Source organism: Rhodobacter sp. NTK016B, assembly GCF_017303295.1.
In the GTDB taxonomy this organism is placed as follows: Bacteria; Pseudomonadota; Alphaproteobacteria; order Rhodobacterales; family Rhodobacteraceae; genus Pararhodobacter.
The window spans coordinates 1-21,647 of sequence record NZ_JAFKOK010000004.1 but is presented as its reverse complement, the minus strand read 5'-3'; the positions used below and the strand labels follow the sequence as shown (position 1 = coordinate 21,647).

Here is a 21,647-nt window from a genome sequence, read left to right as displayed (position 1 = left end):
GGCGGAACGCATAAGGCCCGACGCATCGCGCCGGGCCTTGAAAATCACGAAGAGACAGAGGGTTACTCGGCCGCTTTCAGCTCGAACCCGCGCTCGATCATATCCGACGGCGCGACCGGATATTCGCCCGAGAAACAGGCATCGCAGAATTGCGGACAGGAATCGTCGCGCCCTTCCAGCGCCCCGGCAGCCCGGTAGAGACCGTCGAGCGAGACGAATTTCAGACTGTCCACGCCGATGTAATCGCGCATCTCGTCTTCGCTCATGCGGGCTGCGAGAAGCTTTGAGCGCTCGGGCGTGTCGACGCCGTAGAAACACGGCCACGTCGTCGGTGGCGAAGCGATCCGGAAATGCACCTCGGCCGCGCCTGCTTCGAGGATCATCTGTTTGATCTTCTGCGAGGTGGTGCCGCGCACGACCGAATCGTCGACCAGCACCACGCGCTTGCCCTCGATCAACGCGCGGTTGACGTTCAGCTTCAGGCGCACACCCATGTTGCGGATCTGCTCGGACGGTTCGATGAAGGTCCGGCCCATATATTGGTTACGGATGATCCCCATGGCGAAGGGAATGCCCGATTCCTGACTGTAGCCGATCGCGGCGGGCGTGCCCGAATCGGGGACCGGGCAGACGAGATCGGCCTCGACCGGGGCTTCACGGGCCAGCTCGACACCGATCTGGCGGCGGGTCTCATAGACCGAGCGACCGCCGATGATCGAATCGGGGCGCGAGAAATAGACCTGCTCGAAGATGCAAAAGCGCGGCGACACCCGTTCGAACGGGCGCGACGAGACCACGCCCTTGGCGTCGATCACCACCATTTCGCCCGGCTCGATCTCGCGTAGGAACTCGGCGCCGATGATATCGAGCGCGCAGGTTTCCGATGCCAGCGCATAGCCGTCGCCGATCTTGCCCAGCACCAGCGGGCGCACGCCCAGCCGGTCGCGCACACCGATAAGCTTGGTGCGCGTCATGGCGATAACCGAGAACGCGCCTTCGCAGCGCCGCAGCGCGTCTTTCAGCCGTTCGGCATGGGTTTTCTGGATCGAGCGCGCCATCAGGTGGATGATGCATTCCGAATCCGACGAAGACTGGAAGATCGAGCCGCGCTCGATCAGTTCGCGGCGGATGGCGTCGGCATTGGTGATATTGCCGTTATGCGCGATTGCCGCGCCGCCCATCGAAAATTCGCCGAAGAAGGGTTGCACGTCGCGGATCGCGGTGGCGCCCTTCGAGCCCGCCGTCGAATAGCGGACATGGCCGATACCGATCGACCCCGGCAGGGTCTCCATCAGCTTGGCCGATGTGAAGTTGTCACGCACAAGGCCGAATCTGTGCGCCGATTGGAAGCCACGTTCGGCGTGGTGGGTGATGATTCCACCGGCTTCCTGTCCGCGGTGCTGAAGCGCGTGCAGGCCCAGAGCGACGAAATTCGCCGCGTCCTGGACGTTCACTGCTCCGAAAACGCCGCATTCCTCCTTCAACTTGTCGTCGTCGAAGGGATGGCTGAGCCAAGGCTCCATGGTCGGGCCCCCGATAGCTGCGATGCGCACCGTTTAGAAGGAAGGCCGCGCGGGAGCAAGGGCCAAGGCGGCATCCGGCGTCGGATTTGCGACAGCGGCGTGACGGATGCTCAACCTTTGGTCGCGCGGCGCATCGCCTGAGCCACTGTTTGGTTGCCCCGGCTCTCAAGCGCCTGCGCCACGCCGCCGATATCGGCAGCGCTGCGGTTCTGGTTGAGCTTCGATTTTGCCTCGACCCGCGTGACCGCGATCCGGAAGGCCACGATCTGATCCAGAAGACCGGCAAGGAAGTCGGCGGGCGCATCGCCCATCTTCCACGCCGCATCGCCGTTCGTTTCCTTCTCATGCCGCGCGGTCAGCAGGGCCACGGCGCGGCGCTTGTCCTTGTCTGCATGCGACCAGTGGATCGTGCCATGCACATGCACGACCTGATAATTCCACGTGGGCACGGCCTTATGCGTCTCGGCCTTGGACGGATACCAGTTCGGGCTGACATAGGCGTCGCCTGCGCGGAAGATCGCCAGCACCGGGGCGCCGTCGGGAAGAAGGGCGTGCACCGGATTGGCGCGCGCGACATGGCCCACGAACCCCTCGCCCTCACGCAGAAGCGGCAGGTGATTGGCGTCAAGCCCGTCGCCTGTCTGCGCCACAAGTGCCGCGAGCGGACAGGCATGGAACAGCCGCTCGATCTCGGCCCGGTCGGTTTCGGTGAAATGGGCGGGATTGTACATGGCGCGGGTTCCTCGGCTTCGGGCGCAGGATAGGGCCGCGCGGTGCTTGTCCACAAGCGGGCACGCCCCTATCGTCGCGCGCCAAAGCCGGAGGCCCACCCGTGACACCACCCCGCCCGCTTGTAACGCTGACCGCTCTCTTGTCGCTGGTGGCTCTGGCCAATCTGTGGATCTACGCACGGTTCACGGTCGATGATGCCTTCATCACATGGCGCTATGGGCTGAACCTGATCCGGCACGGGATCTGGGCCTATAATCCTGACGGGTTTGACCTGACGCAGGCCTATACCAACCCGGTCTTCGCCGTGCTGTCGATCCTGCCCGCCGCTCTGGGGTTCGACATGGTGCTGGCGTTCAAGCTGCTGTCGCTGGCGGTGCTGATCCTTCTGGGCACGCTTCTGCTGCGCGAGGCGGGCGACCGCGTGCGGATGGGTTTCGTGCTGGCCTTGCTGATGGCGGTGCCAGCAACCGTCGCCCATGCGTTTTCCGGGCTGGAAACGATGGTCTATGGCGGCGCGCTGGGGCTGTTCTTCATCCTGCAGGAACAGCGCAGGTGGCGTGGTGCGCTGGCCTGCGTCGCGCTTCTGGTGCTCACACGGCCCGAAGCCTGGCTGCTCTATCCGCTGTATCCCGCGCTGCTGATTGCCGCGCGCGCCGAACGGCGCGTGATCGTGGTGCAGACCCTGCTGCTGGCCCTGCTGGCGGGCGCCTATTTCGGCTTTCACCTGTGGTGGTTCGGCGAGGCGATGCCGAACACTTATTTCATCAAGGCCGGCGACGGGTTTTCGCTCGCACAGGCGGCGGGGATTCTACCGTATGTGCTGCCCGCGCTCTTGGTCCTTGCTTTCGGCAACCGGCGGACGGGCGCGGCGCTGGTGATCTATTTCGGCGCGGTCGGGTATTCCTATGCGGGCTCGGACCTGCTGATGAACTACTTCCAGCGCTTTCCCTTCCAGATCCTGCTGCCGATGGCGCTGTATCTGGGCTGGGTCTTGTCGCGCATGGGCGGGGCGCGGGCGAACTGGGCGCTGCTGGGTCTTACAGGCTATATCGCCGCGTTCGGCTGGCATACCGCGCGGCTGGGCGATCATCTGGTCTATGCCAATTATTATCCCCGGCTGCTCGACAGCCATGTCCGGCTGGGCCGCGCGCTGCACGATCTGGGGCGCGAAGGCGTGGTCTCGGGCTTTGCCCTGGGCGATGCGGGAGCGGCCGCCTATCACTCGGATCTGCGCGCGCTCGATACCTATGGGCTGACCAGCCACCGCATCGCGCGCGAGGGGGTGAGCGCGGACGTCTTGCGTGCCTATGCGCCCGATGTCCTGGCCTTCTTCGCGACCGAGGACGGCATCCGCGACCAGCCCGCGCAACACGCCGCGATGCAAGCCTATGCCGGGGCCGAGGGCTTCACCGAGCAATGCGAGGTCTATTGGGCGCGGCAATACACCATGCGGCTCTTCACCCGCGCCGAGATCCCGGCGCTGCAAGAGGTCTGCGCCACCAGCCGCACGCTCAACGCGGCGGACGAGGTGACATACGCCCTGACCCAGCTGCGCCGCCCGCCATGGGCCTATTGGCACGAGTGAACGGACAAGTCCGCGCCGTCGGGCAGTGTCGGCGCAAACTCGGTGAGGGCCGCGCGCATCTCGGGCTCGAGATCGCGATCGATCAGGTAGAAGCTCACCGTGTCCGACGCCGCGATCACGCGCGAGGTCGTCAGCGTGGCGATGCGGCACCATTCGGGCGGAATAGCCCCCTCGAAAGCGATATCGTAGACCATGGCATAAGCCGCGCGCGCCTCGGTCAACTGCCGCAGGGTCTGTACGGTTCGCCCCTCTGCGGCGGTCAGTTGCCGCGCCTCCTCGCTTCCCAGCCCCCACAGGTCGAGCACGGCAATGTCGTTGTCATAAGACACCCAGCCGATATCGTTGACGGCGACCGTATATGGGAAGAACCCGGTTGCGAAACGGTGCATCTGATATTGCTGCTGATAGATCGACACAGCGGCGGCCGGGGTTTGCTCGAGCGTCGGCAGATAGGTCCAGCCGAACGCGGCGAGCGGCAGGATCAGCACGCTTCCCGCCTGCGGCAGATGGCGCGGCAGGATCAGCGCCAGCGCGGTCAAGGTCATGGCGACGGCATAGACCTCGTAGCGTGCGAACCAGCCGAAGCGCCCGACGAGAAAATGCGCGGCCAGCGCGGCCAGAAGCGGCCAGACCACCGCGCGGGAGACACGGTCGGGTCGCCACACCACCAGCGCCAGCAGAACCTGCCCGGTCCCGATCATCAGCGCGCCCTGCGGGGTTTGGGCCCCCCGGATCGCGTTGACGATGACGGCGACCAGCGCCGAGCGGCCATCGGCATCGAGCGCCGCCGCCGAAGCCGCGCTTTTCACCATCACCGAGCTGGGCAGAAGCGGCAGCCCGAGCGCCTGCATCGCCAGAACATAGCCGATGCTCAGCGCGGTCAGTCCGGCCAGCGCGAGAAACGCCATGCGCCGGTGATCTAGAAACGCCAGCGCCGTGATCGCGGCAAGCGCCAGCGCATAGCCTTCGAACCGAAGCGCGGGCGCAAGCAGGATCGCCAGCAACAGCCAACCGGGCGCGCGCCCGGCGGCGGCCCGCGCAAGGCCCAGAAGCACGGCCACCGAGACCGCGACATGCAGCGGATGCTCCATCCCCGTCAGCGGCAGGCCGATGGCATTGATCGCCAGTGCCAGAAGCGGCCCGGCCACCAGAGCCGCCGCGCGCTGACCCGTCAGCGCCGGGGCCAGCGCGCCCGCCATTAGCCAGACCGCCATCCCCTGCCCCACGACAGCAAGGGCCAGCGGTGCAAGCGTGCCCAGTCCCAGCGCCAGCAAGGGCGCCAAGGCCAGCGCGTACAGCATCGAGGACGATGGCGACGCCGCCTCGCCCGGATTGATGCCGTAATTGCCTTGCAGGATCTCTTCGGCCAGCGCGAGATGGATATAGGGATCGTCGAGCGTGTAGATCAGCGTCCCGCCGGTGCGCGCGATGATCGCGAGACACAGCGCCACGATGCCCAGCAGCGTCAGCGCCAGCGCGTAAGTCTGAAATCCGCGTGCCGTGAATCCGCGTGTCGTCATGGTCCCCTCGTTGTGGGCGGACGATAGCGGGCGGGCGCAAAAAGCAAAAGGCGCGACCGAAGCCGCGCCTTTTGATAGCATATGCCTGAAGCGATCAGCGCTTCGAGAACTGGAAGCTGCGGCGTGCTTTGCGCTTGCCGTATTTCTTACGTTCCACAACGCGGCTGTCGCGCGTCAGGAAGCCAGCGGCTTTCAGCACAGCGCGCAGGCTGGGATCATACAGCTGCAGAGCTTTCGACACGCCGTGTTTCACAGCGCCCGACTGACCCGACAGACCACCACCGACCACGGTCGCGAACACGTCGAACTGGCCAACAGTGTTGGTGATCTCGAACGGCTGCTTCAGGATCATCTGAAGAACCGGACGCGCGAAATACGCGTTGATGTCTTTGCCGTTGACGACAACTTTGCCCGAGCCCGGCTTGATCCAGACGCGCGCGATGGCGTCTTTCCGTTTGCCGGTGGCATAGGCGCGGCCCAGCGAGTCGCGCTGCGGCTCACGGGGGGCGGCGGTTTCGGTGCCTTCGGCACCTTCGGGCGCGGCCGAGGCAGCGCCGGCGACGGCATCCTTCAGCGCGTCGAGGGATTTGATCTCGTCAGCCATGATCAAGCGCTCCGGGTGTTTTTCTTGTTCAGCGACTTGACGTCGAGAACGGTCGGTTGCTGGGCTTCATGCGGATGCTCGGCGCCGGCATAGACGCGCAGGTTGGTCATCTGCTGACGGCCCAGGCGGTTGCGCGAGATCATACGCTCGACAGCCTTGATCACCACGCGCTCGGGATGAGCGCCTTCGAGCACTTGCTCGGCGGTGCGGAACTTGATCCCGCCCGGGTGATTGGTGTGCCAGTAATAGCGCTTGTCGGCACGCTTGTTGCCGGTCATCTGCACCTTGTCGGCGTTGATGATGATGACATTGTCACCCATGTCCATATGCGGCGTAAACGTCGGCTTGTTCTTGCCACGCAGGATGTTGGCGACGATCGTGGCGAGGCGGCCCAGAACGACACCTTCGGCGTCGATCAGGATCCACTTCTTCTCGATCTCCGCCGGTTTTGCGGTGTAGGTTTTCATGGTCCAGCCCTGAAAATGAGAAGCATTGACGCAACCGGGGAAACCCTGCTGCGGGATGGGCGTGTTCTATCGATTCCACCCGGCAGGTCAAGAGCCGTTCCGCACGGACACTTTCGGATTAAACGTTATATTTCAATAACCTACGATTTGGGTATTATTTTACCCCACACTTTTCCGCCCCTCGGGCACCTCGTTCTGGTCGCTCCACGGGATGCGGGCATGATCGAAGCCCCGATGGATGGTCGGTTTGACCACCGCGAAATAGGGCGACAGGTCGAAATCGCGCGGCACGATGAAGCTTGCGTCGCGCGCATGCCAGACAGTGCCCAGCGGCCGACCCGACGGCGCGCGCAGCATCTCGATCTCGGGCAGGATCGGGTAACCGACCGACTGGAAAGCCTGCGCGGCCAGAGACGAGCAGATCGCCCGTGTCGGATCCCCGGCCCCGAGCCGCAGCAATGGCCGGCGCCAGCGCACCGGAACCGGCGGCGTGGGGATGAAATAGCGCATCAGGTCGACAATATTGCGCATGTCATATTGCAGCCCGATACGCTCGACCATGAAATGCGCGACGGCGGCGCGCTCGTCCTCGGACAGCCCGGCGGCGCGGCACAGGCGGGTGTTGTGCGCGGCGTATTTCACCAAAGGCACCCGATGCGCGCCTTCGTGCATCGTGACTTCGACCAGTTCGACCTGCCCTTCGCCCCTTGTCAGGTCCTGCACGCAGATCGCCGCATGCGACCATGTGCTTTGCGTCAGGTACTTGATCGCCGTCGAGACCTTGGCGCGCCCCTCGACCAGAAGCACGTCACCCACCCGGATCGTCGCCGTCAGCGCGGCGTGATCCTGCGCGACGACGGGCTGCGTGTCGGGCTGGTCGCGTTCGAGAAAGCGTCCGATCCAGTGACCGAGGCGGTGGCGCAATCCGGCGAGCATGGCAGACTCAGCGCAGTTTAGGGGGCCGGCTGGGATCGAGGCCCGGATTGGCGCCGGGGGTGATCGTCTGATCCTCGGCCATCTCGAAGGGCGCGGGCGACAATGTCAGCCCCACGCCGGCGATGGCCTGCATGATCCGCTCGGGCGGAAAGATCACGTCGAGCGAGCCCGCTTCCAGCCCCGACAATGCCAACGCTTCGGACACGGCACGGGCGACGGCGGGATGCGTTTCGTCGGGCAACCCGGCCAGCGCCAGCGTATGGCCGCGCGTGCCATCCTGCCAGAGCACCCCGGCAAGCACCGTCTGCGAGAGGCCCGGCATCCCCGACAACCGCCGCTCAAGCGCGGCGACGAGCGGGGTCAGGACCGTTTCTGGCAGATCGGGCGCGGCGAAACCCTGCGCGACGCCCTGCCCCTCCGACGGCGCGGGGCCCGAAAGGGTCGCGGCCAGCCATTCGACCGCCTCGGGCGACATGAGCGAGGCATGCGGCGCATCGGCATTGACCAGAAGCGACAGCCCCTCGCCCGATTCGGCCAGCATGGACACCAGAATACGCCCCGGAAGCGCCGCATAGGCCGCCGCCGCGCCCGCAAATTCGGCCAGTCGGTATTCGCTGTCGAAAGCCAGCACCGCGCGCACATCCGGCAGATCGAAGACCCGCGGCGCCATGCTGTCGCCGGTGACCTCGGCATCGAGCAGCACGAACAGTTCCGCGCGGCTCAGCTCGGCATGAAAGGCAAGCCGGGCGCTGGTTTCCTCGGGCGTGTCGGCGGGGGCTGCGGCGGCGCGCTGCATGGCCGTGTCGAGTTCGGTGTGAGGCGCGTTGCTCATGGCGACCCTGCTCTGTGTGCTTGCCTGATCGGCGGTGTGACCCTACGGCGAAACGACCGCTGCCGCACGCGCCTTGTACGCATGCGACCCGGTCTGGGACCTACCTAATGCCTGCGGCGCGGGCGCGACAGTGCGAACACGCAGTTTTCACTACACTCAGAGGCGGTAATGCTTCATAATGTCGGGACAATTCCGGCCCTGACGGGCCGCAAGCGGGGCCGCAAGAGATGCCCTATCGAGGGCCGGGTGCGCCGAAGGCGCAGGACGGACCGGAAAACCGAGGCGTGAGCGATGCTGGAGTTCTACAACGTCAGCAAGTCCTTCTGGACCGGAAAAAGTCGTAAAGTGATCCTGCACGAGGCGTCGTTCCGCGTCGAGCTGGGTCATTCCGTCGGCATTCTTGCGCCCAACGGTACCGGCAAGACGACGATCATCAACATGATGGCAGGGCTTGAGAAACCCGACGAGGGCACGATCACGCGCACCTGCCGGGTCTCGTTTCCGCTGGGCTTCATGGGCGGGATCAACCACCGCCACACGGCGACCGAAAACGCCCGCTACATCGCCCGCCTCTATCAGCTCGATCCCGACGAGGTCGAAGCCTTCTGCCGCTGGCTGTGCGATATTGGCGATTACTTCGACATGGCGGTCGGCACCTATAGCCAGGGGATGCGCTCGCGTTTCGCCTTCGCGCTGATGCTGGCGATCGAGTTCGATCTTTACCTTGTTGACGAAGGCATGCCCGCGACCACGGATGTGAAATTCAACAAGCGGGCGGGTGCGATCCTGAAGGAGCGGTTGGAAGACGCCACCGTTCTGATCGTGTCACACCAGGCTGAAACCCTGCAGAAATACTGCAAATCGGCGGCGGTGCTGCGCGACGGCAAGCTGCAGTTCTTTGACTCGCTGGAAGAGGCGAAAGCGCTTTATGACTACGAAACCCAAAGCTAGGCGGTTCCGGCTCAAACTGGGCGACGACACCTCCGAGGCGCTGCGCACCAGCGTCGCTCCGCAGCGCTCGGAAGGTACGGCGAGCGGTTCAACGGCGGATGCAGCGGCGCCCCCGTCGCGGCAAGCCGCAGATCCGCAGGCGTCTTCCACGAGCGGGCTGAGCGATGAAGCGCAGCCCACCCGTCCGGCCCGACCGGCCACGGGCACCGACACCCGCCCCCCGCGCGGTGGCACGTCGGCCGATGAAGGCACGGCGGCGCGCACCAATGCGCAGCAGACGGGCAGCACAGACCGGGCCAAGGGCGACACCGCGTCGACCGAAACGGGTTCGTCTGCCGATCAGCCGCAATCCGAAACCGAGCTGACCGGCCGTCAATTGCGCATGGCCATGCGCGTGGCGCAGCGTAACGGGATCAAAGCCAGTTCGGGGCTCGAAGCCGTGCGCCTGCTGCGCCAGCAGGGGATCGATCCGTTCGAGCGCTCGACGCTTCTCGACATCGTGAAAGAAGAAGGCTCGAAAAGCCGCGCGCTGACCACGACCGAGCAGCCGCAATTGCCCAAGGCCTACCGCCAACCGGGCACTCCCGCACTCGCCGACCCGGTGCCCCCCCACGATCAGCGCAAGGCCGAGATCTCGCGTATCCAGCGCGACATCCGCAAACGGCGGCGGCGGCGGATGCTGTTGCTGGCGGCGCGGCTGGGGATCTTCGTGACCCTGCCCACGCTGATCGCCGCGTGGTATTTCTTCGTCGTGGCAACGCCGCTTTACGCCACCAATTCGGAATTCGTCATCCAGCAGGCCGACAGCAATGCGGGTGGCGGCGCGGCCGGGGCGCTATCGGGCATGTTCGGCGGTGCGGCGATGGGATCCAATCAGGATTCGATCACCGTGCAGAGCTATCTGCAATCGCGCGACGCGATGCGACGTCTCGACACCGAAGAAGGCTTCAAGAGCTACTTCCAGAACGAGGATATCGACCCGCTGCGGCGCTTGCCGCCCGACGCAACGGACGAAGCCGCCTATCGTTTGTATCAGGACATGGTGCAGGTCAGTTTCGACCCGACCGAGGGCATCATCCGCATGGAGGTGATCGCCGCCGATCCCGAAACCAGCGAGCGCTTCGCGCGCGCGCTTGTGAGCTATGCCGAAGAACAGGTCGACCAGCTGACCCAGCGCCTGCGCGAGAACCAGATGGCGGATGCCGAGGAAAGCGTGGCGCAGGCCGAGGCGCGGATGAACGAGGCGCAACTTCGCGTTCTGGAGACGCAGGAGCGGTTCCAGATGCTGTCGTCCGAGGTCGAGGTGACGCTGTTGACGCAGCAGATCAGCAATCTCGAAACGCAGCTCAATCTGGAACGTCTGAGCCTGTCGGATCTGCGCGCCAATCCGCGCCCAAACCCCGCGCGACTGGAACAGGCCGAACGGCGCGTGGCGACACTGGAAAGCCAGATCGCCGGTCTGCGCGGCAGCCTGACACAGGGTGGCGAAAACAGCCCCTCGGTGGCGCGGCTGCAGCGCGAACAGGTGATGGCGGAATCCGATGTGGCGACGCGGCAGATGCTGCTGGCGCAAGCGATGCAGCAACTCGAAGCCGCCCGGATCGAGGCCAATCGCCAGGTGCGCTATCTGTCGCTGGGCGTGAGCCCTGTGGCGCCGGACGAGCCCACCTATCCGCGCGCCTTCGAAAACACCGCGCTCGCCTTCCTGATCTTTGCCGGGATCTACCTGCTGATCTCGATGACGGCGGCGATTCTGCGCGAGCAGATTACCGGGTAAACTGGCCCGGTCAGCGCGTGTGCCATGGTCACGCGGCGGCAACCGGCAATTGAACGCCGGTTGCGCCTGCGCCGACTTATTGTCTCTGGCACCCGCCCTGCCCCGCGTTTAGGCTGGCGCCAAATCATTTCGCTAAGGGAGATTTCAATGCGTATGATCCAAGCTGCGGCGCTGGTTGGCGCGATGGCGCTTTCCGCCTGCGTCGACGTTGATATGACCGCCACGATCGAAGGCGCCGATCAGGCCAGCGTTTCGGGCCACATGACCGTTCAGCAGCAAATGCTTGAGATGATGGGCGGCGGCGCGTCCTTTTGCCCCGAGGATGAGGGCGGCACGCTGACCGTCGAGGGCGAAACCGCGCGCTGCGACGTGATGACCTCTGGCACCTTTGCCGAGGTCTTCGAAAGCGAGCCGGGCGAGCCTTCGCCCACCGCCGAGGATCTGGGCGACGGCACCGTGCGCGTGACCTTCCCGATCGGCGAAATGGGCGCGCAGGGCGCCGAAATGCGCAACGACCCGCAGATGGCGGCGATGATGCGCCCGATGCTGGAAGGCCATTCCTTCACCATCCGCGTGGCCGGTGCCGAAGTCGTCTCGTCGACAGGCGAGATCTCGGAAGACGGCACCTCGGCGTCCTTCAGCTTCGATCTGGTCGAGATCCTGAATCCCGACGTGGAACTGCCCGAGAATTTCGAAACCGTCGTGCGCTACTGAGCGAAACGACACCTGAACGCGAAGGGGCCCCGCGGGGCCCCTTTTTTCATGCGCCGATGGCCTGCGCGGCGAAGTGATCGAGCGCCCCGGCGATGCGGACAAAGGACTGCGCCGCGCCGGGCGACATATGCCGCGCGCGCAGATAGCCATGCACCATGCCCGGCTCTTCGATCAGCGACACGTCCACGCCCGCTTCGGCCAGCCGCGCGGCGTATTCGACGCCGCCCGAGGCCAGCGGATCGGCCTCGGCGGTAAAGATCGCGGTAGAGGGCAGATCGCCGTATTCCTCAGCATCGAGCGGGCGCGCGGTCACGTCGCCCACCGGCACCGGGCCGTCATAACGCACCGTCTCGTAATAGCGGCATTCATCAGCGCTCAGCATCGGGGCTTTGGCGTGGCGGGTGAAGCTGGGCAGCCCCTCGCCCCCCAGACCGGGATAGATCAGCACCTGCCCCGCCAGCCCCGGGCGCGCCGCGCTGATCGACGCCGCCAGCGTCCCGCCCGCGCTGTCGCCTGCCAGCACCTTGGGCCCCGGCACCGCATCGACCACGGCAAGGCAATCCAGATAGGCGGCGGGGTGGCGGTGCTCGGGGACCAGCCGGTAATCGACGGCAATCATCGTGAGCCCTGCGCGCTCGGCCAGTTCGGCGACGATGGCATCGTGGCTTTCAAGCCCGCCCACCACGAAGCCGCCACCGTGGAAATAGATCCCCGTCACCCCGCCTTTGGGCCAGGTCGGCGTGTAGCGGCGACAGGGGATATCGGCGATGGTGAGATCCTCGGTCGTCAGGCCGGGCGGATGGGGCTGATCGAAATCGGCGCACAGCTTGTCATAGAAGGCGCGCTGCTCACTGATCGAGAAATTCACCGCGTCGGGGGGATAGGCGGCCTCGGTCCGGGCGATGAAATCGCGGATCTCCGGCGGGAGCCACGCGTAATCGGTGAGGGTCTCAAGGGGGGTGTCGTCGGTCATGCGCCGCGCCTCCGGGCTGGATTTGGCGCATCGTGTCTGCGACGGGCGCCGAAGGTCAAGGGCGCGCGCTCAGATCGCCGGCGGCAGCGCGCCTTTCAGCACCATCGGCAGACCGGCGGCGGTGAAGACCACGGTATCGGAAATGGCCGCGATACGCTGATTGGTGCGCCCCGCATGGTCGCGGAACGCCCGGGCCAGCGCATTGTCGGGCACGATGCCAAGACCCACCTCATTCGCGACCAGCACCGTCACGCCCGGACGCGCGTGCAGCGCGCCGATCAGGCCCTCGACCTGCGCGTCGATGGCATGCTCGGCCAGCAGGTGATTGGTCAGCCAGAGCGTCAGGCAGTCGATCAGCACCGGGCGTCCGGGATCGAGATCCGCCAGCACGCCGGACAGATCGAGCGGCGCCTCGCGCGTCTCCCAGCCCTGCCCGTCCCGCTGTGCCCGATGCTGCGCGATGCGCGCGCGCATCTCGTCATCCCAGGCCTGCGCGGTAGCGACATAGACCGGCGCGCCGCCCGCCTGCAGCACGATACGCTCGGCCAGCGCGCTTTTGCCCGAGCGCGCGCCGCCCAGAACCAGCGTTACGGCGCGGGCCATGCGAGCCTCCGCCAATGGCCGAATTCGGTCTGCGCATCCCATCCATCCGCCTGCCCCGACAGCGCCAGCGCGGCCTTGATTACACCCGCATGGGTAACGACCAGCGCGGGAACCGGCCCTTCGACCACGGCATCAAGGCCCGCGCGTGTGCGCTCGCGCAGATCGCGGACGCTTTCGCCGCCATGCGGGCGCGCATCCAGAAAATCGTCGCGCCAAGCGTCAATTTCCGGGCGCGGGATCTCGGACCACGCGATGCCTTCCCACCGGCCGAAATCCATCTCGACAAAGCGTGCATCGGTTTCGACCGGCAGGCCCCGCGCCTCGGCAATGGCATGGGCCAGACGCTGACAGCGCGACAGGGGCGAAGACAGGATGCGCTCAACGGGCGGAAGTTCGGCGGCGATGCGGATCGCGGTGTCGTCGAAACAGGCCCGAAGGCCCAGATCGGTGCGACCGTAACAGGTGCCCTCGATCACATCGGGTTTCGTGTGCCGCAGGAGAATCACAGACATGCCAACAATCCCAGAAGAAAGCCCAGATCGCCCAGCCCCTGCGACGCGCCCAGAATATCGCCGGTGATGCCGCCCAGTCGTTTCACGGCCCAGCCGCGGATCGCCACCTGCGCGACGACAAGGCCCGCAAGGCCACCCAGTACCGCCCAGCCCAGCGTGACAAAGACGATCAGGATCGCAAGCGCGACGGCCACGATCAGCGCCCAGCGATGCGCGCCCAACGGGCCGGTCATGCCGGTCGCTGCACCCGTGGCGCGCACATAGGGGCCGCGCCGCAGCATCAGCGTCATACCCGCACGGCTGAGCGCCTGCCCGGCGATCAGCGCGACCGGCGCGCCCAGCCCGAGCGCGGCCAGCGCCGCGACTCGCGCGGCCAGTACGATGCCGAGGGCGATGGCGCCGAAACTGCCGATCCGGCTGTCGCGCATGATCTCGAGCGCACGCTCGGTCGGGCGGCCCGAGCCGAGGCCGTCGAAGGTATCGGCCAGCCCGTCCTCGTGCAGCGCGCCGGTCATAGTGAGCAACGCCGCGACGGCGGCCAAGGCGGCCAGAACCGGCGGCCAGGCCCACGCGGCGAGCCACCAGATCCCGGCCGAGGCGATGCCCAGCCCCAGCCCCACCGCCGTGAACCATGCGGGCGCGCGTGCGAAATCCGCACTGTCGAGCGGCCCGGCGGGCAGCCGGGTCAGGAAAGCCAGCGCGGCGCGGGCCTCGCGCACCGGATCAGTCGCGGTTCGAGACGCCAGCGGTCTCGAAGCTGGCCATGTCGGTCATCATCGCGGCGGCGGCTTTCAGCAGCGGCCATGCCAGCAGCGCGCCCGTCCCCTCGCCCAGCCGCATGTCGAGCGTCAGAAGCGGGTCGGCGTCGAGTTCCTCCAGCACCGCCCGGTGACCGGATTCGTGCGAGCGATGGGCAAAGACCATGGCGCGGCGGGTATCGGGCTGCAGCTTGGTGGCCAGAAGCGCCGCGACGCTGGCGATGAAACCATCGACGATCACCACGCGGTTCTCGCGCGCGGTCTCGATCATCGCGCCCGCGATCATGTTGATCTCGAAGCCGCCATATTCCGCCATCGCCTGTTCGGGCGTCAGCGCGCCGGTGCGCGCCGTGGCGCGGGTCAGGATGTCGAGCTTGCGGTTGAGCCCGGCATCATCCAGCCCGGTGCCCCGCCCGACAAGATCCGCAAGCGGCCGACCGGTCAGCTTATGCGCCAAAGCGGCGGCGGTCGCGGTATTGGCGATGCCCATCTCGCCGAAGGCCAGCGCCTCGCCCGCCGCCGCATGAGCCACGCCCGCGCCGTGATCGAGCGCCTGCTGCGCCTGTTCGGGCGTCATCGCCGGGCTGTCGAGGAAATTCTTGGTGCCCGCGGCAATGCGGCGGTCGACAAGCTGCGGATGCTCGATCCGCTCGCCCGCGACGCCCGCATCCACCACCTGCAAAGCAACACCGTTGACGCTGGCAAAGACGTTTGCGGCGGCCCCGCCCGACAGAAAATTCATCACCATCTGCGGCGTGACTTCCTGAGGAAAGGCCGACACGCCGGTCTCGGCGATGCCGTGATCGCCGGCGAAGATGGTCAGCGTGCACTGGGTCATGCGGGGCGCCTCGGTCCCCTGCAGAAGCGCGATCTGTTCGGCCAAGGTCTCGATCCGACCGAGCGCGCCGAGCGGCTTGGTCTTGGTGTCGATCACGTGGCGGATACGGGCGGCGAGCGGGTTTGTCACGGCAAGGTCCGATATTGGGATGTCGGCGCCTTTCCTAACAGTCCGGGCGCGCGGTGCAAGGACCACGCGCGACGGGTCACGACCGGGACGCGACCTCGGCCGGGGCAAGCTGCCCGGCGATGGTTTCACTCAATTCCTTGAGCGAGAAGGGCTTGCCCAGGAAGACCGCGCCGGGAATACCGCTGATCGTGGTGCGCAGCGCATCCTCGGTATAGCCCGACATGAACAGCACGGGCGTCCCCGGACGGTCGGCCAGCGCCTTGGCCACCCAGCCCGGCCCGTCGATACCGGGCATCACCACGTCCGACACGAAGAGATCGACGCGCAGCGCCGAATCCGCGAGAAATTCGAGCGCCTGCTCACCATCCTGCGCCTCGAAAACCTGATAGCCCTGCAGCCGGAGGGCACGCGCGGCGAAGGCGCGCACCGGCGCTTCGTCCTCGACCAGCAGAATGGACTCGCCGTGGAACGCGCCCTGAGTCGATTGAGGACGCTGGACAAGGGTGCGGGACCCGGAGTTGGGTTTGGGCTCGACCGCGGCGCGGTCAAGCTCGGCCAGCGTGTCGTGCACCGAAAACCCGTGACCGGCATCCAGATTGTCGAGGTCATCGGCATGGGACGCGCCACCGGCGGACCGGGCGCCCTGCTGTTGCTCCGGCAGATCCCCGAGCGCCCCGAAATAGAGCGTAAAGGTCGTGCCCGCCCCTTCGACGGAATCGGCAAAGATATAGCCGCCCATCTGCTTGACGATGCCATAGGCCGTCGACAGGCCCAGCCCCGTCCCCTCGCCCAATTTTTTGGTGGTGAAGAAGGGCTCGAAGATCTTCTCGATGACGTCGGCGGAAATGCCCAGCCCTTGATCGATCACGCGGATCAGGACGTAATCGCCCTTGGGCAGACGGGCGCGGCCGACCTCCTGCTCGGCGGTCAGCTGGCACTTTTCGGTTTCGATCTTGATCGTGCCGCCCATCGGCATCGCATCGCGGGCATTGACGACAAGGTTCAGGATCACCTGTTCGAGCTGGCGTTTATCGGCCCGGACCGCCCCCACCTTCGGATGATGGCGCAGGTCGAGGCTGATACGCTCGCCCACCAGCCGGGTCAGCAGGTGGGTGAGATCCTCGAGCATGTTTTCGACGCCGACAATCTCGGGGGTGAGCGATTGCTTGCGCGAGAACGCCAGAAGCTGACGCACCAACGCGGCGGCGCGGTTGGTGTTCTGATGGATCTGCAGCAGGTCGCTGTAATCGGGATCGAAACGGTCGCGGTTGAGCAAGAGCAGGTCACAATGCCCGGCAATCGCGGTTAGCAGGTTGTTGAAATCATGCGCGATTCCGCCTGCGAGCTGGCCGATCGCCTGCATCTTCTGGCTCTGCACGAACCGCCCCTCGAGCGTCTTGAGCTCGGTCGCGTCCGAGATCACCGCCACCAGCGCACCGCTATCGGCACCGTCATGCGCGCGCCGCAGGATGACCTGCACGAAGGTTTCCTGCGTGGGCAGCGTGGCCCTCAGGACCTCTGGCCGTCCCAGCGCGCTACCAAGCCGCGCATCGTCGAGCCAGTCGTTGACCGGGCGCCCGAGCCCCTCGACCACTTCCGAGAACCATTGATGTCCGTCGGGTTCGAGCCCCAGAAGCGTACGCGCGTGGCGGTTGCCCTGACCGATGCGGCCATCGGGGCCGATCCGCAGCAGCGCCACGGGAATATCCTCGAAAGCGGATTCGGGTGGTGCGGCCTGGATATCTGCGGCGGGCGGCGCGGGCAGCAGCATGAAGTCGCGTCCCTGTCCGTCACTTGCATCGCCCGGGCTGAGCGGCACGATCTGCACGCTCCGGCCATCGGGGAGATTCAGCATCACCGGGGCCGCCGGTTCATCCGGTCGCCGCCCGTGCTGCGGCAGCTCGACATTCTCAAGCAGCGAGCACGCCTTTTCCGGATCACCACCCAGAAGCGACAGCGCGGCGGCATTGGGATGGACGCCCTGCGTATCGACCGCGAACACCGCCAGTCCGAGCGCATCGAGCGACCGCCCCCCGCCGCGCCGGATAGGGGTGAAACGCCAGACGATGACGCCCTCGCCCAGAGCGCGGTCGGCATGGTGGCAGGTAACCCGCAAACCGCTGGCGCGGCGCCAGAATTCGCGCGAGGCCGACCCGATCCGCGCGGCTTCGGCGAGCAGTGAATCGCGCATGCCGTCAGGCGACACGCACCAGGGCCGCATCCGGTCGACCGGATCGGCCTGATCGGCAGCCGCCACGTTAACCGCACAAACCCCGCCTTGCGGGTCGGTCACGACGATAGGGTCCGGATCATCAGCCATGGCACGCGCCAGATCGGCACTGACGCGGCCGCGCCGTTTTCGGGAACGCCGCGCGGCGAAGCTGGCAATCGTGGCCAGAACCAGCATGCTGACCGCCGCCGCGGAGACAACCAGCACCGCCACCGGTTTGCCTGCGATGGCCAGAACACCGCTGCACAGCCCCAGCCCGACCCCCAGAAACGCCAGAACGCGCGCCACCGGCACCAGCCGGACAAGCGGCGCGATGAAAGCAGCGGGACCGACCGCGCCGTCCCGCTCTCCGCGTCGGAGAGGGGCTTGGGTATCGACTGCGATTTGCTCTACAGGCACGGGCATGACGGCGAGTGTCGAGTGATACAGTTAAAGCAGTGTTAACGGCTCAGCACACCACCAAGGGTTGCTTCACCAAATTCCGCCATGGTCTCAAGCTTTGCGCAACACCGCCAGAAAAAAACCGTCCCCGCCGTCAAGCGGCGACAGGCGCAGCTCGGACAGCCGCTGCCATCCCGGCTGGCGCTGCAGAAACGCCGCCACGCGCTCTTCGTCTTCGGCGCGAAACAGCGAACAGGTCGCATAGCCCAGGATCCCGCCCGGCGCGGTCAGCTCGGCGCAGCGATCAAGGATGCTGTCCTGTATCCGCTGCAATTCGTCCAGACGCTCCGCCGTGAAGGCCCATTTCGCCTCGGGCGCGCGGCGCCAGCTGCCCGACCCAGAACAGGGCGCATCGGCGAAGATCGCCGGCCAAGCGCCGGTGGGCGGATCCTGCAGAACACGAATCGTGGCCCCGGCGCGTTTGGCACGCGCGGGCAGATCGGCCATGCGGCGCGGATCGATATCATGCGCGCTGACGCCAAGCCCCTCAGCCGCGAGCGCCAGAGACTTACCACCGCCGCCCGCGCAGTAATCCAGCACCTTGGTCACCGAAAGCTCACTGGCCTGCCGCGCAAAAGCCAAGGCGACGGCCTGACTGGCGACATCCTGAAGCTCGATCTCGCCCTCGGCCATCGGCTTGGCGTTGCGCAGACGGCGCGGATGGGCGGTGACCTCCAGCGCGGTTTCGGCGAGCGGATGCGGGCGGGTTTCGATCCCGTCCCCGGCCAGATCGCGCGCGACCTTCTCGGGTGTGCTGCGGGCGCGATTGACGCGCAGGAAAACCGGTGCGCGATCCTGCATGAGCCGCAGCACATCATCCGCCTGATCCCCCAGCGCGGCATCGAAGGCCGGCAGCAACCAGTCCGGGCAATCAAGGCCCACACCGCGCGGCAGATCGGGCACAGGCGCGGCCAAGAGCGCGCGTTCATCATCCGTCAGCGCCGAGGGCGCGTGACCCTCGCCGTTCCAGCCCGACAGGTCACGCCCCGCCGCCCGCGCAAGACCCAGCAGCATCGCCCGCCCGGTCTCGCCCTGCCCCAGAGCCGCAGCCGAGCGGCGGCGGCGGACGGCCTGAAACACCAGATCGCGCACCGCCTCGCGGTCGCCCGACCCGGCGAAGCGGCTCGCCCGGGCCCAGTTGGTCAGGGCAGCTTCGAGCGGCTGACCTTCGAGCCAGCGGTCGAGCAGGATCATCGCGGCGGCTTCACGCGCGGCAGGGGTCATGGCAGGCTCCGGTTGGTTGGCCTTTCACATGCGGCAGGTTGCCCGACTTGGCAAGGGCTGCGCCGCCCGCCGTTATCGCCCGCATCCGCTTGCGCCGCCCTGCCCGGGCCACTAGCGTGCGCGCGACCTCTGGACGGATACGGACCCGTGACGCTTTTCATCCTGCTCAGCGCACTGGCGCTGTTTTTCGGCCTCGCCGCTCTCTTCGCGCGCCTTTTCGCGGATCCGCTGGCCCCCTATCCCCCCCGCACCCGCCGCACGCTGGCGCTGTCTGCAGCCGCCGGGCTGGTGGGGTCGCTGATCTGGGGCGGCGCATTACCCGGCAGCCTTGGCTGGGACGCGCCCGCTCTGGCGATCCGGCTTGCGGGCGCGATGGCGCTGGCGGCGGTCGCCGTTCTGGTCACGATCATGCGCGCGCCCTCGCTCGCACGCATCCGCTTCGGGCTGGGCACCGTCGCCACCGGCCTTGCGCCGATGCTGGTTCTGCTGGGTCTGTTCCACCGCCCCATCGCCGACTGGAGCAGCCCGGTGCCGTGGGTGCTGGCGCTGCTGAGCACGGTGCTGTCGGTCTGGGCAGTGCTGGAAATGCTGAAATCGAAGGATTTGCGCAAGGGCCGCACCCCGCCCGCGACCGAGCGGGGACTTTGGGCGGCAATGACCACCCTTGCCGGGGTGCTTGCGGCGCTGTGGATGCTGTGGCCTTGGGGCACGTGGTCGCCGCTATGGCCCTTCGCGGGTGTCGCGGGGGCCAATGTGCTGGCCGGGTCCGGGATGCTGGTGCTGTTCATGATGGGCTGGATGGCGCGCAACCGCACCGAGCTGGGCCGCCCGGCTGCCATCGGCCATGCGGTCTTCGGCGGCTGGGGGCTGGGCGCGGTGGCGCTCGCGGCGACCCAAGGCACGCCCGTACCGCCGGCGCTGACCATCGCGCTCGCCTGTGCCACGTTTTTGGGCCTTTGGCGCGCCTTGCGCCGATGACCCTCGCCCCTTTGCTGTGACCGCTTGCGCGACCACAGACCCTGCGGCAGTCTTGCCGCGCAGCCGATGAGAAGCCGATGTCCCTGATCCTGAACCCCGCCTTTGCCCAGACCTTCGCACCGCCGGTGATGGAGGCCCGCCGCTGGCTCAACGAGACCCCGCTGCCCGACGGGCTGCCGCTGATGAACCTCTCGCAGGCAGCGCCCGTCGACCCGCCGCCCGCCGCGATGCGTCAGGCCATGGCCCGCGCGATGGAGCAGGATCCCGAGGTGCATCTCTACTCGCCCGTGCTGGGCAACGGCCCGCTGCGCGAGCGGCTGGCGGCGCGGATCGCGGCCCTTTATGGCGGCACGGTCACCACCGACCACGTCGCGCTGACCTCGGGCTGCAATCAGGCCTTCTGCGCCGCGATCGCCACGCTCGCCGGGCCGGGCGACGCGGTGATCCTGCCCGCGCCGTGGTATTTCAACCACGTCATGTGGCTGTCGATGACCGGGGTCGAGGCCGTGGCGCTGCCGACCGGTGCCGACCTGCTGCCCGATCCAGAGCGAGCCGAGGGGCTGATCACCCCGCGCACCAAAGCGATCACGCTGGTTTCACCCAACAATCCGGGCGGCGTGGAATACCCGCCCGAGCTTCTCGCGGCCTTCGCGGACCTCGCCCGGCGCCACGGTATCGCGCTGATCGTCGACGAGACGTACCGTGACTTTCATACGCAAGACGGCCCGCCGCATGGCCTGTTCGCCGATCCCGACTGGGACGACACCTTCATCCATCTCTACAGCTTCTCGAAAGCCTACAGGTTGACCGGCCACCGCGTCGGCGCCATCGCCGCCTCGCCCGCAAGGCTGGCCGAGATCGAGAAATTCCTCGACACGGTGACGATCTGCGTCTCGGGGCCCGGGCAAATGGCCGCGCTTTGGGGGTTGGAGAACCTCGAAGACTGGCTCGCCGGGGAACGCGCCGAGATCCTGCGACGCCGCGCGGCAATGCTCGACGGCTTCAAAAGGCTCGACGGCTGGACGCTTCTGGGCTGCGGCGCCTATTTCGCGTATGCCCGCCACCCCTATGACGCAGCCTCACCGGACGTGGCCAAACGATTGCTGGCCGAGGCAGGCGTGCTGTTGCTACCGGGCACCATGTTCCGGCCCGAGGGCGACAATTCAGGCGCCACAGAAATGCGCATCGCCTTTGCCAATGCGGATGTCGCGCAGATCGGCACGCTGATGGACCGGCTTCAGGCCGCGCTCTGAATGTTAATTGGTTCAGGGGGCTGTCTGCCCCCTCTTGGCCTGCGGCCAATTCACCCCCGAGGATATT

At 66.7% G+C, this 21,647-nt stretch carries 20 protein-coding genes; 6 read left to right on the top strand and 14 right to left on the bottom strand.

Annotated features, from left to right (window positions below; genetic code table 11):
- Positions 1-62 precede the first annotated feature (62 nt).
- The gene (gene purF / locus JI664_RS06245; protein ID WP_207012876.1) at positions 63-1,523 is read right to left on the bottom strand and encodes an amidophosphoribosyltransferase; all 1,461 of its coding nucleotides are present in this window, start codon (positions 1,521-1,523) and stop codon (positions 63-65) included.
- A gap of 110 nt (positions 1,524-1,633) precedes the next feature.
- Positions 1,634-2,254 carry an FMN-binding negative transcriptional regulator gene (locus JI664_RS06240; RefSeq protein ID WP_207012875.1) on the bottom strand — a complete coding sequence of 207 codons (621 nt, stop codon included), beginning with the start codon at positions 2,252-2,254 and terminating at the stop codon, positions 1,634-1,636.
- 101 nt (positions 2,255-2,355) lie between these two features.
- Between JI664_RS06240 and JI664_RS06235 the strand changes: the two genes are divergently transcribed.
- The gene (locus tag JI664_RS06235; RefSeq protein WP_207012874.1) at positions 2,356-3,840 is read left to right on the top strand and encodes a hypothetical protein; all 1,485 of its coding nucleotides are present in this window, start codon (positions 2,356-2,358) and stop codon (positions 3,838-3,840) included.
- Here JI664_RS06235 and JI664_RS06230 read toward each other — a convergent pair.
- From JI664_RS06230 to JI664_RS06210, 5 genes are all read right to left on the bottom strand, one after another.
- On the bottom strand, positions 3,825-5,360 hold the full coding sequence (locus JI664_RS06230) for a hypothetical protein (protein ID WP_207012873.1): 1,536 nt from the start codon (positions 5,358-5,360) through the stop codon (positions 3,825-3,827). The two genes, JI664_RS06235 and JI664_RS06230, sit on opposite strands and share 16 nt — an antisense overlap.
- A 94-nt stretch (positions 5,361-5,454) precedes the next feature.
- Complete coding sequence (gene rpsI / locus JI664_RS06225) at positions 5,455-5,964, bottom strand: 30S ribosomal protein S9 (RefSeq protein WP_207012872.1); 510 nt, start codon at positions 5,962-5,964, stop codon at positions 5,455-5,457.
- Positions 5,965-5,966: 2 nt separating this feature from the next.
- Entirely contained in the window at positions 5,967-6,431 is a 465-nt protein-coding gene (gene rplM / locus JI664_RS06220) for a 50S ribosomal protein L13 (protein WP_207012871.1), read from the bottom strand.
- 159 nt (positions 6,432-6,590) lie between these two features.
- Positions 6,591-7,367 (bottom strand): YiiX/YebB-like N1pC/P60 family cysteine hydrolase, encoded by a 777-nt coding sequence (locus tag JI664_RS06215; protein ID WP_207012870.1) that lies wholly within the window; start codon positions 7,365-7,367, stop codon positions 6,591-6,593.
- 7 nt (positions 7,368-7,374) lie between these two features.
- Entirely contained in the window at positions 7,375-8,199 is an 825-nt protein-coding gene (locus JI664_RS06210) for an SseB family protein (RefSeq protein ID WP_207012869.1), read from the bottom strand.
- Between the two features lie 291 nt (positions 8,200-8,490).
- Here JI664_RS06210 and JI664_RS06205 point away from each other — a divergent pair, with 291 nt between their 5' ends.
- From JI664_RS06205 to JI664_RS06195, 3 genes are all read left to right on the top strand, one after another.
- Positions 8,491-9,150, top strand: a complete 660-nt coding sequence (locus tag JI664_RS06205; RefSeq protein WP_207012868.1) for an ABC transporter ATP-binding protein — start codon at positions 8,491-8,493, stop codon at positions 9,148-9,150.
- Positions 9,128-10,927, top strand: coding sequence for a capsule biosynthesis protein (locus tag JI664_RS06200; RefSeq protein ID WP_207012867.1), 1,800 nt, complete (start codon positions 9,128-9,130; stop codon positions 10,925-10,927). The genes JI664_RS06205 and JI664_RS06200 overlap by 23 nt, the downstream gene beginning before the upstream one ends.
- A 147-nt stretch (positions 10,928-11,074) precedes the next feature.
- A complete protein-coding gene (locus tag JI664_RS06195) occupies positions 11,075-11,641 on the top strand; it encodes a hypothetical protein (RefSeq protein WP_207012866.1) in 567 nt (188 codons plus the stop codon).
- Positions 11,642-11,687: 46 nt separating this feature from the next.
- Here JI664_RS06195 and JI664_RS06190 read toward each other — a convergent pair whose 3' ends face one another.
- The 7 genes from JI664_RS06190 to JI664_RS06160 all read right to left on the bottom strand — a co-directional run bounded on the left by JI664_RS06190 (position 11,688) and on the right by JI664_RS06160 (position 19,349).
- The gene (locus JI664_RS06190) at positions 11,688-12,614 is read right to left on the bottom strand and encodes an alpha/beta hydrolase fold domain-containing protein (protein WP_207012865.1); all 927 of its coding nucleotides are present in this window, start codon (positions 12,612-12,614) and stop codon (positions 11,688-11,690) included.
- A 69-nt stretch (positions 12,615-12,683) separates the two neighbouring features.
- A complete protein-coding gene (gene cobU, locus JI664_RS06185) occupies positions 12,684-13,217 on the bottom strand; it encodes a bifunctional adenosylcobinamide kinase/adenosylcobinamide-phosphate guanylyltransferase (protein WP_207012864.1) in 534 nt (177 codons plus the stop codon).
- Positions 13,202-13,729, bottom strand: a complete 528-nt coding sequence (gene cobC / locus JI664_RS06180) for an alpha-ribazole phosphatase family protein (protein WP_207012863.1) — start codon at positions 13,727-13,729, stop codon at positions 13,202-13,204. Before cobC ends, cobU begins: the two co-directional genes overlap by 16 nt.
- A complete protein-coding gene (gene cobS, locus JI664_RS06175) occupies positions 13,720-14,448 on the bottom strand; it encodes an adenosylcobinamide-GDP ribazoletransferase (protein ID WP_207012862.1) in 729 nt (242 codons plus the stop codon). Before cobS ends, cobC begins: the two co-directional genes overlap by 10 nt.
- 4 nt (positions 14,449-14,452) lie before the next feature.
- Complete coding sequence (gene cobT / locus JI664_RS06170) at positions 14,453-15,454, bottom strand: nicotinate-nucleotide--dimethylbenzimidazole phosphoribosyltransferase (RefSeq protein WP_207012861.1); 1,002 nt, start codon at positions 15,452-15,454, stop codon at positions 14,453-14,455.
- A gap of 76 nt (positions 15,455-15,530) precedes the next feature.
- The gene (locus tag JI664_RS06165) at positions 15,531-18,089 is read right to left on the bottom strand and encodes a hybrid sensor histidine kinase/response regulator (protein WP_286173897.1); all 2,559 of its coding nucleotides are present in this window, start codon (positions 18,087-18,089) and stop codon (positions 15,531-15,533) included.
- Between the two features lie 87 nt (positions 18,090-18,176).
- A complete protein-coding gene (locus JI664_RS06160; protein ID WP_207012860.1) occupies positions 18,177-19,349 on the bottom strand; it encodes an RsmB/NOP family class I SAM-dependent RNA methyltransferase in 1,173 nt (390 codons plus the stop codon).
- 147 nt (positions 19,350-19,496) lie between these two features.
- Between JI664_RS06160 and JI664_RS06155 the strand changes: the two genes are divergently transcribed.
- Both JI664_RS06155 and JI664_RS06150 read left to right on the top strand, forming a co-directional pair.
- Complete coding sequence (locus JI664_RS06155; RefSeq protein WP_207012859.1) at positions 19,497-20,327, top strand: hypothetical protein; 831 nt, start codon at positions 19,497-19,499, stop codon at positions 20,325-20,327.
- A gap of 77 nt (positions 20,328-20,404) precedes the next feature.
- Positions 20,405-21,580 (top strand): aminotransferase, encoded by a 1,176-nt coding sequence (locus JI664_RS06150; RefSeq protein ID WP_207012858.1) that lies wholly within the window; start codon positions 20,405-20,407, stop codon positions 21,578-21,580.
- The last annotated feature ends 67 nt before the right edge of the window (positions 21,581-21,647 follow it).